The sequence below is a fragment of the Streptomyces sp. NPDC048650 genome (genome assembly GCF_043199095.1).
Taxonomy (GTDB): Bacteria; Actinomycetota; Actinomycetes; order Streptomycetales; family Streptomycetaceae; genus Streptomyces.
Genome location: NZ_JBICVM010000007.1, coordinates 118,226 through 133,547, shown reverse-complemented (window position 1 = coordinate 133,547; position 15,322 = coordinate 118,226). Strand labels below are relative to the sequence as shown.

General features: G+C 70.7%; 11 protein-coding genes. 1 reads left to right on the top strand and 10 read right to left on the bottom strand.

Annotated features, from left to right (window positions below):
* Window positions 1-79 precede the first annotated feature (79 nt).
* From ACGFML_RS21080 to ACGFML_RS21035, 10 genes are all read right to left on the bottom strand, one after another.
* Complete coding sequence (locus tag ACGFML_RS21080; protein ID WP_393545806.1) at window positions 80-1,528, bottom strand: DUF6177 family protein; 1,449 nt, start codon at window positions 1,526-1,528, stop codon at window positions 80-82.
* Window positions 1,525-5,631, bottom strand: a complete 4,107-nt coding sequence (gene eccCa, locus ACGFML_RS21075) for a type VII secretion protein EccCa (RefSeq protein ID WP_393545804.1) — start codon at window positions 5,629-5,631, stop codon at window positions 1,525-1,527. The genes ACGFML_RS21080 and eccCa overlap by 4 nt, the downstream gene beginning before the upstream one ends.
* A complete protein-coding gene (locus ACGFML_RS21070) occupies window positions 5,628-6,776 on the bottom strand; it encodes a hypothetical protein (RefSeq protein ID WP_393545802.1) in 1,149 nt (382 codons plus the stop codon). The genes eccCa and ACGFML_RS21070 overlap by 4 nt, the downstream gene beginning before the upstream one ends.
* A gap of 662 nt (window positions 6,777-7,438) precedes the next feature.
* Complete coding sequence (eccD, locus tag ACGFML_RS21065; protein ID WP_393546390.1) at window positions 7,439-8,767, bottom strand: type VII secretion integral membrane protein EccD; 1,329 nt, start codon at window positions 8,765-8,767, stop codon at window positions 7,439-7,441.
* A gap of 14 nt (window positions 8,768-8,781) precedes the next feature.
* Entirely contained in the window at window positions 8,782-9,057 is a 276-nt protein-coding gene (locus tag ACGFML_RS21060) for a hypothetical protein (protein WP_393545800.1), read from the bottom strand.
* A 166-nt stretch (window positions 9,058-9,223) separates the two neighbouring features.
* Window positions 9,224-9,757, bottom strand: a complete 534-nt coding sequence (locus ACGFML_RS21055; RefSeq protein WP_393545798.1) for a hypothetical protein — start codon at window positions 9,755-9,757, stop codon at window positions 9,224-9,226.
* Window positions 9,754-12,381, bottom strand: a complete 2,628-nt coding sequence (locus ACGFML_RS21050; RefSeq protein ID WP_393545796.1) for a hypothetical protein — start codon at window positions 12,379-12,381, stop codon at window positions 9,754-9,756. Before ACGFML_RS21050 ends, ACGFML_RS21055 begins: the two co-directional genes overlap by 4 nt.
* A 58-nt stretch (window positions 12,382-12,439) precedes the next feature.
* Window positions 12,440-12,925, bottom strand: coding sequence for a DUF6507 family protein (locus tag ACGFML_RS21045; protein WP_393545794.1), 486 nt, complete (start codon window positions 12,923-12,925; stop codon window positions 12,440-12,442).
* Window positions 12,926-12,987: 62 nt separating this feature from the next.
* Window positions 12,988-13,299, bottom strand: coding sequence for a pore-forming ESAT-6 family protein (locus ACGFML_RS21040; protein WP_393545792.1), 312 nt, complete (start codon window positions 13,297-13,299; stop codon window positions 12,988-12,990).
* A gap of 87 nt (window positions 13,300-13,386) precedes the next feature.
* Entirely contained in the window at window positions 13,387-13,707 is a 321-nt protein-coding gene (locus ACGFML_RS21035; RefSeq protein ID WP_393546388.1) for a hypothetical protein, read from the bottom strand.
* 417 nt (window positions 13,708-14,124) lie between these two features.
* Here ACGFML_RS21035 and ACGFML_RS21030 point away from each other — a divergent pair, with 417 nt between their 5' ends.
* Entirely contained in the window at window positions 14,125-15,321 is a 1,197-nt protein-coding gene (locus ACGFML_RS21030; protein WP_393545790.1) for a sensor histidine kinase, read from the top strand.
* Window position 15,322: the final 1 nt, after the last annotated feature.

Below are 15,322 nucleotides of genomic sequence, written 5' to 3'. Positions count from 1 at the left end.
GGCCCGATTGTCTCAGGGGGTGTCTCACGGACCGGACGTACGGTGTGGCCGATGCGGCCGACCGCTCACCCGTCATCCGTCATCCGTCCTCACCCGGCGGGTGCAGGTACGCCATCAGCCGTTCCAGTGCTTCGGCTCCCGCCGCTCCCAGCGGGTAGAGGAAACCGGCCGCGGCCGCCGGTCCGAGCTGCTGTGGTGGATCGGGCAGCGGCGTACGACGAGCGCGGGCGATTCCCACCTCGCGGACCGCCTCGCTGCCCAGGACGAAAGCCACCGGCAGCGGCGGGGCCTCGAGCTGCGCGGGGACGGCCAGATCCGCGCGTGCGCCACGCCGTTGGACGATCATGGACTCCAGGCCGTGCCGGGCCACCAGGCGCTCCGCAACCGCGGGCAGCTCGTCGAGCGGGACCTCGGCCTCGTCGGCGAAGCCGAAGGCCACGGTCATGTCCTCCTCCACGCCCTCGCTCGTACGCCGCACCCGCAGCGTCGCGATCGCCGGACGCTCCGGCCGGCCGACGACCACCAGCCAGGTGGGCTCGGGTGCGCGGTCGCGGACGAGGGCCGTCAGCTCTTGTCGGGACCAGCGCGACGCGGCCGGCTCCTCCGTACCCCAGCCTGCGGGCGGAGCACCGGTGAGCCGGTGCCAGATGTCCTCCAGCGCGCCGCCCAGGAGCAGGTCGTCCTCGGCGGGATGGTGGGTGCGCAACGAGAGCAGGAGCTGTCCGCCCGGTGCGGGCCTGTCGTCGGGGGGTGCCGCGGGCGAAGCCCCCCGGCTCGGCGCCGCCTCCGCGAACGTGCCACGGACGAACGCGTCCGCCAGCTCACCGTTGGCCGTGAACTGTCCGTCCTGCCAGTGCACCTCGGAGCCCGACAGGCCGTCGTAGTACCCGCCCTCGCCGTCCTGGACGACCCAGCGATGGGGATGCCCGGACAGGACCGTACGCACCGGCAGGGTGAGCCGCGCGCCGGGCGGAGTGACGATCTGCAGGGCGCGCTCTCCGGCGGTCGCCCGCACGGCGTCGGCAAGCCACGCCGTCATGGCGACCACCGGCCGGTCGAGGATGATCACCGCCGCCTTGTCCGTGAGCACATCGATCGCGGCCTGCCCCGTGATCCGGCCGGCGCTCGCCTCGACGCCCGAAGCAGTCTCCCCGTACTCCTCCACTGCCGCCGCACGAGGCCACACCGTGCCGCCCAGTCGTCCGACGAGGCGGCTCGCGATGACGCCGGCGAGCCGGTCCGCGCCCCGCGCGCCGGTGGCCGCCCGGATCTCCGTCCACCACACGGGACGGTCCCGCCCCGCCCACGCGTAATCGGGGCCGAGCAACCGCACGGCCTCACCCGGCGTGTGCACCAGGATGGGCGCCTCGATGGAGGCGAGTGGCCGGCCCTCGCCGTCCGACAGCTGGAGCACCGCGCCGCCGGACTCGGCGGCCACCCGGGACTCGGGGCCGCCCGCCAGCATCCCGGCTGCGACCGTCCACACGTCCGGCATACGCTCGGTGAGCGCGATGACATCTGTCGTCACGTGTCAGCCCGTTCCTGTCGATCCGTCTCGGCCGGCCCCCGGAACTCCGCAGGGGCACGAACCGACTCCGCCGCCATCGCCGTCTGGACGAGCCTGCTGCGTTCCCCGCGGCGTACGAACACACCGCGTCCGGCCGGCTGGTCCGACGGATGGACGCCGGGGAAGAGCTGCCCCTCGCCCCGGTCGCCGGCCATCACCACCGCAGACGTCCCGCTCTCCCGCAGAGTCATCAGGAACGGCTCGTACAGCGCGCGTGCCGCGCCCGATGCACGGTGGGCGACGACGAAGTGCAGGCCGATGTCCGCGGCGGAGGACAGGTAGGGGAGGAAGGGCTCCAGCGGCTGCTGCCCCGCCGAGGCGAGGATGTCGTAATCGTCGACCAGCACCACGATGCGTGGGCCCGCGAAGGAGGCGGCCCCCGCCGCCAGCACCTCCGGCGGCACCGCATCGTCGGGCAGTCGTTTCCGCAGCTCCTGGGTGATGGCCGAGGACAAGCCGGCCGCGAGCCGGGCGTTGTGCGCATACCCGCCGCGGTACTCCTCGGGCACCAGGCTGTGCAGGCCACGACGGGGATCCAGCACCGCGAAGACCAGCTCGTCGTCGCCGTAGCGCTCCATCAGTCCCTGTGCCACGAGCCTCAGCAGATTGGTCTTGCCGCACTCGCCGTCACCGAAGACCAGCAGGTGCTGGTCCCGGTCGAACAGATCGAGGACGACCGGCCGCAGTCCCGCCTGGTCAAGGCCGAGCGGTACCCGCCGTGGCTCCTCCGTCGGCAGCGGCAGCCGGGCCGCGGGCAGCCTCGTCGGCAGCACCCGTACGGGAGCGGCACCTTCCCCGCTCCAGGCCGCGCGCACCGTTCGGACTGCCTGCTCGGCCGCTTCGCCGAGATCATCCACGGTACCGAGCGCGTCGATGCGCGGCAGGGCGACCTGCACGAAGAGCTTTTGGTCGGTCAGCGCACGGCCGCGTTCGTCCGGGGCGAGGGTTTCGGCGAGCTTGCGGCTGATCATGGAGTCGCCGGGGTCGTTGAGCCGCAGCTCGATCTTGCTCCCGAAGGCGGACTGCGCCGCGATCCGGACGTCGTTCCAGCGCAGCATGCCGGCGACCACATGGATGCCGTAGCCGCTGCCTCGTTTGAGCAGGTCGCCGATGGCGTCGTCCAGCTCCTCGAAGTCCTCCCTGAGCTCACCGAAGCCGTCCACGATCAGGACGATGTCGGTGGAGGCGAGGCCGGGCAGAGCCGCCAGCGAGCCCCGCGCGCGTATGCGCCGCAGCTGCTCGACCGAGTCGATGCCGTACTCCCGGAAGAGGTCTTCGCGGGCGGTGAGCATCGCCCGCACCTCTTCGACCGTGCGGGCGGCCCGCTCACGGTCCGTCCGGCCGGCGACGCCGCCGACGTGCGGCAGACCAGCCATGCTCTGCAACCCGCCTCCGGCCAGGTCAAGGCCGTAGACGCCGACCTCCTGCGGGGTACGGGTGAGCGCGAGGGACAACATGAGGGTGCGCAGCAAAGTCGTCTTGCCGCTCTGCGGGCCGCCGATGACGGCGATATGCCCGCCTGCCGCGGTCAGGTCCACGATCCAGGGCTCCTGCCGCTGCCGGGCCGGGTCGTCCAGCAGCCCGAGAGGCACGCGCATCGGCTCCTGCGGCCGCCTCGACAGCTGCATACCGCGCCCGCCGTCCATGTCGAGGGGGCCCGCGGCGGCATCCAGCGGCAGGGCCGCGGGCAGGGGCGGCAGCCAGATCCGCGGCACCGGCGGCGCCGCGTCCGCGAGCTGGTCGACCATCACCGACAGGAGGCTGGGGCCGGTCGTACGACGCGCGGGTACGGGCGCGGCATCGCCCCCGGGCCCCCCGGAGGCGAGGGTGTTGTAGGCCGGGTACGGGAGCACCGTCGGCCCCTCGTCGGCGTCGTCCTGCGCCACCGGGCCGCGGTACGGCCCGGAGACGTATCCCGCCTTGAAGCGCTCGTAGTGGCTGGTGTCCACCTTCAGATAGCCGAAGCCCGGGAGGGGCGGCAGGTGGAAGGCGTCCGGGGTGTCCAGCACGGTGCGCGATTCGTCCGGCGAGAAGGTCCGCAGGCCCAGCCGGTAGGAGAGGTAGGTCTCCAGTCCCTGCAGCTTGCCGCCCTCGATGCGCTGGCTGGACAGCAGCAGATGCACTCCGATCGACCGGCCGATCCTGCCGATCGAGAGGAAGAGGTCGATGAAGTCCGGTTTTGCGGTGAGCAGTTCGCCGAACTCGTCGATCACCACGAACAGGTGCGGTAGCGCCGGCAGGCCGGGACGCTGCTCACGGGCGGCACGGTAGGTGGAGATATCGGGCAGGTCGCCCGCCTCCTTGAGGACCTGCTGCCGACGCTTGACCTCCCCGGCGAGGCTGGTGTGGACGCGTTCGACCAGACCCGCGCGATTCTCCAGGTTGGTGATCACCCCGGCGACATGCGGCAGATTCGCGAACGGCGCGAACGTGGCACCGCCCTTGTAGTCGACCAGCACCATCGACAGGTCCTCGGGCGGATGCCCGGCCACCAGAGCCAGCACGAGAGTGCGCAGCAGCTCGCTCTTCCCGGATCCGGTGGCCCCGACGCACAGCCCGTGCGGCCCCATGCCGAGTTCGGCCGACTCCTTCAGATCGAGCAGCACCGGCTCGCGGTCGTCGTTCAGGCCGATGGGCACCCGCAGGAACGCCTGTTCGCCGCGCGGTTGCCAGAGCCTGCGCACGTCGAGGGCGCGCGGGTCCGGAACGCCCAGCAGCTCGGTGAAGTCCACCGGACCGGACAACGGCGTACCCGCCGCGGCGGACTCCGCGGAGAGCCGCAACGGTGCGAGCATCCGGGCCAGCCCGTGGGCTCCCGCCGCGGTCACCTCGTCCAGCGTGCCGTGTACGGGGGCGGCCGGGCCGGCGGAGGTGCGGTGCGGTGCCCCGCTCCGCAGGTCCGCCATCGTGACGTGGCCGGGAGCCGCGGCGTCCCCGGGGTCACCGCCCGCGACGGTCAGCCGCAGACTCACCTCGCCCGGCTCGTCGACCTGCTCCGCCACCAGATGCACCACGGTGATGCCCATGTCCTGGAGCGGTACCGCCTCATCAGGGCGCGGCAGTTCGCGGGCCGTCGCACCGTAACCATCGCTGATGACCAGCAGCCTCTTGGTCAGGCCGAGGGCGTCCTTGCCCGCCAACCCGCGCCGCACCTCCGCCGCGTACGTCGCGCGCTGCCGCAGCTCGGCGGCGAGCCCGGCGCCCAGCGCGGTGCTGTCGGTGGCGATACGGCGGGCGTTGACCGGGCCGTCCCACTCCTGCGGGTCGAGGACGTGCGGCAGCCACTTCGCCCATTCCCAGTCGGCCAGCCGCTCCTCGGGGCAGGCGACGGCGACCGCCACGTCATCGGGCGCGTGCGAGACCGCCGTCTGCATGACCAGCGTCCTCACGGCACGCAGCGCCGCCGCACGCTCACCGATGACGGTGACATTGCCCGCCCGGTCCAGAGGGACCGTGAGCGGCATCTCCGAAGCGGTGCCGAACCGCTCCTGCAGACCGGCCGCTTCATTGAGCATGAACGGGTCGGGCGGAGTCAGCACACTGCTGCCCTGACGCTCCACCGTGAGCACCCGCACCGGCACCGAGCCGGTCCCGATGCGCACCTCCAGGAAGTCCGCGTCCGTACGCCGGCGTTCCCACCGCCGCGCCGGGTCGCGCACCAGGTCGTACAGGGCCTCCGGCGGCGGGGCGAGAACCCGGGCCGCCTCCCTGCGGGCACCGTCCTCCGCCCCCAGCTCCTCGCGCATTCCCTCCAGGTACTCCAGGTACCTCTCACGCTGTGTGCGCCGCTGCCGCTGCGCGCGACCGCGCTGCGAGAAGAGCAGCAACACCCCGCCGAGCACCGCCACCACCAGCACGATCGCGCCGAGCGCGGCGAACTGGCTGTTGCGGACGATCGTCATCATCACGACCGAGCTGCAGACCCCCGCCATCGGCAGCAGCGAGGTCGCCGCCGAACCGGACTTGCCCTCGGGGAGGTTGGGGGGCGGCTCGATCCTGCGCTCTAACGGACCGGGCAACGGCCGGGTGCTACGGGCCGGACGGTGCACCATGCGAGTACTCACCGAGGCGGACCACCGTGGCGGTTGGCCGGGGCAGCGCTGTAGGGCATGGTGCCGCCGGGCGCGGAGGGATGGGCGTAAGGCGTGGCGTTGCCGGGTGCGGAAGGGGCGGCGTACGGACCGGCGTAGGGCGTGGTCCGGTCGGCGCCGCCGGGAGTCGCCGGTGTGCTCCGGGCCGTACGCTGCCGGTCCTGTCCGCGCGAAACCGCGCGGTTCATCGCCTCGGCGGCGATCCGCGCCGCCGCCTGCAGCGTCCGCTCGCCGAGCAGTTCCGTACGGATCGCGCCGCCCGCCGCGAGATGGCGGTCGTACGGCAGCGGAAGCACGGCCGCGCCGCCGACACCCAGATGCTCGACGGCCTTGCGGACATCGAGTCCGGTGTCCGGTGCGGCATGGCTGAGCACCACGACCGTCGTCGGCAGCATCCGGGGGTGGACCCCACCCACCCAGTCCAGGATGGAGCGGGTGGCCGCCACCCCCTCCGGAGTCGCCGGGGAGACCAGGATCCGTGCCTGCGTCGTCACCAGCGCGGTGCGCGCCACTTCGGCGGGCAGCGTCTCGCAGTCGACGACAGTGGTGGCGAAGTACCGGCGCAGCGAGGTCATCACGACCCGGTAGGTATCGACGTCCAGCCGGGTGCCGATGGCCCCCTGGCTGCCGGGCAGCATCCAGCCGCCACCCGGGAACGGAATCAGATAGCCCGTCAGGTCCGTGATCAGCATCGAGGGATCGACTATCTGTGCCAGGTCGGTGCCGGACCAGCGCACCTGGGTCGCCCCCAGCCGGTGCGGGAGCGTGCCGAGCGCCGGATCGGCCTCCAGGGCCAGCACCGGGTCGGCGCGATAGTGCGCATAGGTGAGGGCCAGCAGTGCGGCAACGGTGGATTTGCCCGCACCGCCCCGGATGCTCGTCACGGAAATCTGCCGGCCGGTGGTCACCGGCTGCTGAATGGCGTACGCGTTCTCCGTGACAGCGGAGGTCTCCGCGGCCGGCGACGACGCGATCGCCCGCCGGACCGCCCGCCCCGCACGCTGGGCGACGGTCTCCCCGTGCCGCGGCTTGGTCCGCAGCGCGTCCAGCTCGGGCGGCATCAGCGGCACGGAGACCGGGGCGGGTGCGGACCCGCGCAGCGGCGTGGGGGTGTGCACGTGTCCGGAAGCGGGCGCGGCGGTATGCGGGGGCGATGGGTGGGGAGTCGGTCCGGGAGCCGGTTGCGAAGCGGGGGCCGGTTCCCGTGCGGGAGCCGGTTGCGGTGCGGGAGCCGGTTCCCGTGCGGGAGCCGGTTGCGGTGCGGGAGCCGGTTCCCGTGCGGGAGCCGGTTGCGGTGCGGGATGCGCCGGCGGAGCGGCAGCGGGCATGGGACCGGGCGCAGCGTGGGCGGCAGGGGCCGCCGGAGTGGCGACCCGCGGTGCGGCGGAGTGCTGTACGTGCGGTGGAGCAGCGGACACCACCGGGTGCACGACACCGCTGACGCCCGACGTGGCGGGGTGCGCGGGCGCCGACGGGGACCCTGCGGGCGCGGCCGCGGCCTGGGGTGCGGTCTTCTCCAGCTTCACGGTCCTGGGCGTGTCCCACACGCTGGCCTCCGCGGGAGTGGCTGCCGCGGGCCCGTCCACGGGGGCGGGTATGACAGGGCCGCCCCCTCCGTCCGATCCCGCATGCTCTGCCGGCGTCACCGCTCCCCCGCCGAGATCGCGCAGGAGATCGCGCTGCCAGTCCCCCTGCGCCGGCGCACCCGACCCCCTTGCTCCATCTGCTGATCCCTCCGCTGGTCCCTCTGCTGCCATGGTCCCGTTGCCGCCTTTCCGGCTCAGAACGTGTGCAGCAGCCGGCTGTAGACCCCGAACGCCCCGAGGGCCACCGGGATCAGCGCCACCACACCGACCGACTCGACGAGGTTCATCAGCCGGCGCAGCCGGACCTGAACGTGCTCCGGCACACGCACCGCAAGCACGCCGAGCGGCAGCACCGCCAGCACGCACAGCGCGACCAGCGCACCTTCCGGCTCACCCGTACCCGCCGCCCACTGCATCACCAGACGCACCCCGACGGCCGTACCGGCCGCCAGTAGGGCGATGACCTCAACCGCCAGAGGATAGGCACGCGCACGCGAAAGCAACACCACGCACAACAGGCCCGCGGCTGCGGCCGCCCAGCCGCCCCCCGGGCCGACGGCGAGCACCCCTGCCGCGCCTGCGGAGACCGCCATCGCGACGGTGGCCAGCGCCAGACCGCGGTGGGTCGCGCCGAGCGCGGTCGCCACCTGGTGCCTGCTCACCGGCGTACCCCCGGAGCGCTGATCGTCGAGCCGGGTCAACCCGGCCGCCATCAGGGCCAGTCGGGGCAGATATCCCAACACCACCACCGAGACCACACCGACCGCGACTCCCGTGCGCGCCACGCTGGTCAGCGCCAGCCCGGCCTCCCAGGCGCCCACCACGAGCGCGACCGTCGCCGCTCCGACGAGTCCACCGCGCCCCAGCTCCGTGCACACCCCGAGCAAGGCGAGCACGGCGGCGACGGTCAGCCCGACGGCTGCCAGCCGCACCGTGCCCGTGGAGGCCGCCTCCCACGAGGCGAGAGCGCCGACCGCGCCCCCCAGCAGAAGCAGTGCGGTACCCAGCGAGCGCCGCCTCAGCCATCCGCAGACGGCTCCGACGGCCGCGGCGAGAACACCGGCGACAACGAGCCAGGGGGCGGCGCTCCCGGGGCCGTACCAATCGGCCGCCGCCGCCCCTGCGACCAGGGACAGCAGCACGCTCGCCGCCCCGGACGTCCACGTACGGCTCCGCCTGCCCCAGCGCCAACTGCGCACATCCAGGTCGTCGGCGACCTCATCCGTCGCGTCGTGCACCACCGGCGCCGCCGGCGTCTCGTGCTCCCGCACAAGCCGCAGCACCGCCCCATCGAGCACCTTCGCCGAGGCCAGCGAGTCGTCCTGCGACAACACCGACCCGTCCGCGGTCACCAGCCGTCGCAACAGCGGCTGCTTTCCCGGCCGGTCGCCCAGCAGCCGCAGGATGTCCGGCAGCAGCACACCGAGGGGCTCCTGCGCGGGAAGCACCAGATCGACCCGACGCCGCTCACCCACCAGGGTCACCCGGCTGAGCGAGGTACGCGACACGGCCCCCGATTCCATCCCCGTACTCACACTCACCATGTCGCCGTGGTCCCTGCGTTGCTGCCGGTCGGGCTTGCCGGACTCACCCCTGGAGTCCGCGATCCGTCCGCCACCTTGCCCGCGACGAACGACCACCCCACGCACCCGGCACACACCACGGCCGCGAGCGCCACGCTCCCGAAGAACTTCCCAAAATTCTCATCCAGACTCCGCCGCGTCCGCTGCCCCCCGAACACCAACGCATCCCGCAGCCTGCGCCGCCGCACGGAAACCGACTCCAACAACTGACTGTCGTAGTCCCGCGCCATGGCCGCCCCTCCTCAGATATCCCCACGCCCTACCGGCATACGATACGGCGCGGCTCCGACAGCTTGTCCACGACGGTCGCCGACCAGCCGTCCGGGGGCCGACGACGGTTTGCCGCGTAACGGACCTGCAGCGCACCCCCAGGGCAAAACCCGTCGTTTTCGGCTATTACTGCCCGGAATCCAAGGCGTCCAGGCTCCTGAAGTCCATCGCGACAGCAGGCTCCGCAGAAATATGGTCACGCCACGTCTTGATGGCAACGCGCATATCCGAGAAGTCAACGAAACCGTTCTCGACCACGAGTCCGGGCCCACGCTCGAACATGACGATCAGCGGCTCGAAGGGATCAGGCAGATGACGAATGACGCGAGGATCACCGGAATCGTCAAGCGCCGCCCAGTGCACCATCGCCCGCAGCATCTTTGGACGCAGGAAACCACCTACGTAATCAGAGGTGAAGTCATCCAACCGGTCCACCAACTCCGCGTCAGCCCGTACCGAGGGATCCACCCGGGCTGCGACATCAAAGAAGGGCCATGCGTCGTCACCATCAAATTCTTGAACCCACAGGGAAGACCTTCGCAGATATTCGACCATAAGCCATGACCTGGAGTTCGAATGCCTGTCGGACCTCGATTCGTCCATCCAGTCGATAGCCATGATCCTATCGACCATCGCCTCTGCCTGGCCGCTTTGCGTCACAGCCCCATCCTCGCCTTCATATAGTCGACCAACTCGTCCAGGTTAGAGAAGTCGTCGGCTATCGCAAACCCTGGATCCTCAAGGCCGTACTTGGGCCACTTCTTCAGAGTGCCATTCTCGACCTGAACCGGAAACCCACTGAGAGACTCGGGAGAAATATCATGGGCTCCGAAGTGCTCAGGAGTCGGCCTATATCCTTGAGGAGTCCAAGCCTCCGGATGTGCCGAAACGTACGGAAGTCCCGCTTCCAGCAAGCGACTTTCAACATACTCATGAACTACTAGCCCCCTGAACATGCCCTCATCCATCCGCTTCAAGCCGCCAGGCCTTATCGCCCTCTTCCAAAGATAGGCTATTTCATCATAGGCGACGAAAAACACATCCCGCCTGATCACACCCGGACCCATCGCACAATCATGAGTCTTCAGAAAGAGATTTTCCTTGACCCTTTGAATGACCGCTGCATCGATATTCGTATTGTCGGCTATCTTCTCAACGTCATCCGTCATTGCGCGAATTTTCGCATAGTCCTTCACGGCATCCGGATCCGGGCGATCCGGATAGATGACCTCTTTCCCGTTAAATTCCCCGCCGGGATATTGCCAACTAGTTGCGTCTTCCTCGGCCGAGTCTTTCTGAGTCCCCGACTCAGGATCACTGTGGGCCGAGGGCACGGTCTCCTCGTGTGGGGGCCCGCCATGATCGTAAGGCGACGAGGAACTGTGGTCGGCGCCAGAGCCGCCCTCCGAGCCGCTCGCATGCGCTGCATGGCCATCGCCATGCGAGCCCTCCCGGTGGCCGCCGGTGAGTCCATCTTGGCCGCCTGTGCTCGGGGCGCCGTGGCTGCCAGTGTGGTCGGTGGGCGGTTCATGGCTGGCAGAGGAGCCAGCCGGGAGATCGCCGGCATGGCCACCGGGCAAGTCGCTGGTGGCGCCACCCGGAAGGTTGTCGCCGACTCCGCCGCCGGTCGCGACGTTGTTGTCCGCTGCTCCGGCACCCTCAGCAGACTGACGGCTTGCCTGCGGGCCGAGTTCACCCCGCGGCAGATCCCCGCCTCCCGCGTCGGCCATGCCCTGGTGTCGATGTTCGGCACCCACAGCGGCCAGTTCGTGATCCGCAGGTGCAGCAGCCCTTTCGGGCGGGATGCCGTCCAGGACCTCCCGGTCCGCCGCGGACGGCTCCACCATCGCGACAGCGCCCTTCTTGGGGATGCCGTTGGCGTCGACCACCCTGCGGTCGGGGGTGAGGAAGGTGTCGGCGTCGTGCATCACCGACCCCGGCGGGACCTTGCCGGCGCCGTCGGGCAGGTATACGGCGGTCTTTCCGGGGGGCAGGTCGGGCAGCGGGCCGTGGAGGTCGACGGCCTGGCCGTTGGGCAGGTGAATCTCGCCCGAGGGGCTGGTCCTGCCGGTAACGGCGAAAGCGTCACGCAGATGGCTGAGGGCCGTACTTGTTTTGACGGCCTTGAATGCGTTGCCGACGGCCACGTCAAGTTTGGCGAATTTGGCAGCAGCGCCGACAGCCGTGGCGATGTGGGTGGTCGGATCCATCAATTGGCCGACCTTGCCGACCTTGCCGGCCGCATTGGCGATTTTGGCGCCGACGCCGGCCGCTTCGGCCCCCGTCCTCGCGGCTCCGGCCCCACCACGCGTGAAGATGGCCGTGACGACATTGAAAGACGCCGCTCCCGCTGCCCGGCCCGAGTCCTTGCTCCACTGGTCCCAGGCGACCAGGGACTTGCCGACCTCCGCGGTCGTTTTCAGGCTGTCCTTCATCCAGGTCTTGACGCCACTGTCGGGGAGATAGCGGCCGAGGGGTACGAGAGGCGCCACAAAGGGAGCCATGGGCGCCAGGGTCGCCACCGTGGCCAGGTGCGCCATGCTCTTCCATGCGGCGCCGAAGTTGTCGCTCCACGGGGTGAGTGACCAGAGCCCCTTGAGGGTGCCCCAGACGCCGTCGACGACCGTGCCGTCCCAGACGAAGTGTTTGATCCAGTTGCCCACGGCTCTGGGGTCGTACCAGTGGCGCTTTTCCTCGACGACCTTGCCCCACGGCGTATTGCCCGCAGACGTCATGACCTTCTTGGTCAGGCCGTACGTGTGGCCGTCCTTCTTCTTGCCGTCGCCAAGGGACCATTGGGTGCCGTGGACCAGAGCCGTGATCTTGTCGGCGGCTGCCACCTCAGCTGCCCAGAACGCCTGGACCGTCGCGGAGACTTCCTGCACCAGCTGCCTGTTCCAGGCGACCTTGGCCGGGTTGTACTGCCAGTCCTCGTCATCCTTGATGGTGGCGACGAAGTGGGATGCCGCCCCCTCGAGTTGGTGGAGCTTGGCGATGAGAGGGCGCACCTCGGCCGCGAAACCGTCCAGCGCACCGCCGACCTTCTCCAGATCGTCGGCGAACCTGTCCGCCTTGGTCGCGACCGGCTTGGTCGTGGCGAACAGCTGCTCCGCCTCGGGTGCCGTGTAGTACGCCCGCAGCCCCTGGAACTCGGAGTGGATGTCGGCGCCTTTGTCGCGGATCGCGCCCGCTTCCTTCTTCAGGGCCTTGGCGCGCGTTTCCAGCTCTTCGAGGTCTCCCGTGTACGTGGGTATGCGGGACGGGTCGATGTGGTCGGCGCTCACTCGAAAGTCCCCCTGCTTTCCGCTGCCGCTGTGTCTGTCACCGCCGCCGTGCTTACCGTCACTGCCGTGCTTGCCCGTCGCCGCCGTGCTTGCCGTCACTGCCGTGCTTGCCCTCGCCGCCGTGCTTGCCCTCGCCGCCGTGCTTCGCCGGGTGCAGGTCAGGCGCGCCCAGGGCGATGTGCAGCACGTGCGAGGCCATCCGCTCATCGCCTTCGAGGTACTCCCGCGCCGCGTTGGCGGCACCGTCCACCGACTTGGCCGTCCGGGCCAGCAGGAACGTCAGGTCGTTCTGCGTCTTCTCGGCGAACTGTCCCAGGGCGCTGGCGAGCAGTCCTGACGGTGCCGCCTTGCCGTCCGGGCCGGGCGGGCCGGACGGCGGCTTCTCGCCTGCCATCTGGAGCGTGCCCGCCGCGTGTGCGGCCTTGAGCAGGTCGCCCTTCGGCCCCCCGTACACGGAGAGCTGCTCACCCAGTTCCCCGGCCGTGTGTCTGGTCTTTCCCAGCACGTGCTGGACGCCCGAAGGCGTGATGTCCCACCCCGTCATACCCACTGCTCCAGTTCCCCGGGCCGGGCTCCCCCTTGCCCGTAACAGCTCGCCGCGGCTGGTCAGCCGATGCCGTCGACCGCGGCCTTCGCCCGCTGCAGGGCCGTCTGCGCCGTGCTGTCGTTCTTCTCCAGCGTGGTGCGCAGCAGGTGGATGATCGACCGCACCTCGGACGCCGACCGGTTCCAGCGCTGCTCGGCACCGTGGTACTGCTCGGACACCCCGTCGGCGGTGAAGTCCGCCATGGCCGCCTTCACCTGGCGGTCGCGCTCGCCGATCAGGGACTCCAGGCGGGCAATCACCGACTGGAGGTTCGTCTGCGCCTCGGACGAGGCGCCCGTGTCATAGCTACGCCGGTCCGCGCCAGCCGTCATGTCTTCATCCTCCCCGTTGGGATCGGTGGCAGCTCGTGGGTGGTGCCGTCGATCCTTGTCCTGACCGTGCTGTGTGGGCCGTCCGACTCAGCGGCCCGAGAAGCGGGCCGCATCGAAGTTGGCCGAAGACATCGACTGACGTGCGTTGTCAGCGGCTTCGTGCTCCCCGGCGATGAACGACCTGTCCATGCCCTTCTGGCCGCCCAGAACCGAGCGCAGGGCGCTGTTCAGCGAAGCGGCGATGCCATCGGAATTCCGCTTGAAGTTGTCGAACGCCGCCTTGCCCGCGCCGTTGAACTTGCCCTCCAGCGGCTCCGCGGCCGCCACCAGCTGCTTGACCAGCGCACCAAGGTCCTCCGAAGACCCCTGTGTCTGCCCCGACAGCGTCGACAGCGTCTGGCTGCCCATGTCGAACTTGAGCCCCACGTTCGTTCACCCTCCCCGTTGGCGTACACAGCGGCGCCCGCTGGTCCGCGCTGCCCGTCCTTACCCAACCGGCGTGGCACTCGCACGGGCAAGCGGATTGCGCCGGCGGACGCAGCAACATCCCTCACGATGCCAGACGCCACTGACAACCCATCGGTTTCCGGTCGCCCCCTGAGCATGGCCGTCGGCCGGTACCCCGGCCCCCCTCGACCCAACACCGCGAACGCCTCCGCGGCGAAGGCCGGTATCTGACGGAGCCCACGCAAAATCGGCCGCGTGGCACCACGGCAGCCGACGGCGACGGCGCAGAGCGGCACAGAGCGATGTAGGGAAAACCCCACCCCCGGCCCCCGACGAACCCCATGGCACGCCGACCCGCCGCCGGGCAGGCTGGGGCGTATGACGGAGAGCCCCCTGCCCGGTGCCGGCGACGGTGCCCCTGACGGCACCTCACCCCCGCCGCCCGACGCCGCCCTGAGCGCTTGGACCTGGCGAGAGATCGCGTATCTGCTCACCAATTTCCCCCTGGGCGTCATCGCGTTCGTGGTGCTGGTGGTCTGGCTGGCGCTCGGTGCCGGGCTGGCCGTCACCGTCATCGGGGCGCCGCTGCTGGCGAGCGGCCTGGTGGCGTGCCGGGCGTACGGGAGGCTGGAACGCGCACGGGCGCGGGCGCTGCTCGGTGTGCGGGTCGACGAGCCGAGCCCGCTACGGGCCGCTGACCGGGGGTTCTTCCCCTGGTTGTGGGCATGCCTGAAGGATCCGGTCGCCTGGCGGCACGCGCTGTTCGCGTTCGTCCGGCTGCCCTGGGCCGTTCTCACCTTCGCGGTCACCCTCGTCGCGCTCTTCGTGGTGTGGCCGGCACTGCCGTGGTTGGCGCGCTGGCTGTCGAACGTGGACCGGGCGATGGTGCGCGGGCTGCTTTCGCCCTCCGACGAGCTGGAGCGGCGGATCGCGGAGCTGGAGACGGGCCGGATGACGGTCACCGACACCGCGGCGGCCGATCTGCGGCGCATCGAGCGGGATCTGCACGACGGCGCGCAGGCCCGGCTGGTGGCGCTCGCCATGGGGCTCGGCCTGGCGAAGGAGAAACTGCTGGAGGGCCGGGCCGACGAGAGCGTGGCGGCGATGGTGGACGAGGCGCACGGCGAGGTGAAGCTGGCGCTTCAGGAGCTGCGGGATCTGGCCCGCGGCATCCATCCGGCGATCCTGACGGACCGTGGGCTGGGGCCGGCGCTGGCCTCACTGGCCGGGCGCTGCACGGTGCCGGTCACGACCTCCGTGGACCTGGCCGAGCGGCCCGCGCCCGCCATCGAGGGGATCGCCTATTTCACCGTCTCCGAGCTGCTGCAGAACGTCTCGAAGCACAGTGCGGCGCGCCAGGCGTCCGTCGAGGTGTGGCGGGTCGAGGACCGGCTGCTGATCCGGGTGGAGGACGACGGGCGGGGCGGGGCCCGGCTGGACGGCGGCAGCGGAATGGCCGGGCTCGCCGAGCGACTGGGATCGGTGGACGGGCTGTTCGTGCTGGATTCGCCGGACGGCGGACCGACGCGGGTGGCGGCGGAGCTGCCGTGGCGGGCGCGTACGGAAAAGAGCTGAC

Excerpts from the sequence above, each read along its gene's own strand:
- eccD (WP_393546390.1), bottom strand. The coding sequence starts at position 8,767 with ATGGAATCGGGGGCCGTGTCGCGTACCTCGCTCAGCCGGGTGACCCTG.
- ACGFML_RS21060 (WP_393545800.1), bottom strand. The coding sequence starts at position 9,057 with ATGGCGCGGGACTACGACAGTCAGTTGTTGGAGTCGGTTTCCGTGCGG.
- ACGFML_RS21045 (WP_393545794.1), bottom strand. The coding sequence starts at position 12,925 with ATGACGGGGTGGGACATCACGCCTTCGGGCGTCCAGCACGTGCTGGGA.
- ACGFML_RS21040 (WP_393545792.1), bottom strand. The coding sequence starts at position 13,299 with ATGACGGCTGGCGCGGACCGGCGTAGCTATGACACGGGCGCCTCGTCC.
- ACGFML_RS21035 (WP_393546388.1), bottom strand. The coding sequence starts at position 13,707 with ATGGGCAGCCAGACGCTGTCGACGCTGTCGGGGCAGACACAGGGGTCT.
- ACGFML_RS21030 (WP_393545790.1), top strand. The coding sequence starts at position 14,125 with ATGACGGAGAGCCCCCTGCCCGGTGCCGGCGACGGTGCCCCTGACGGC.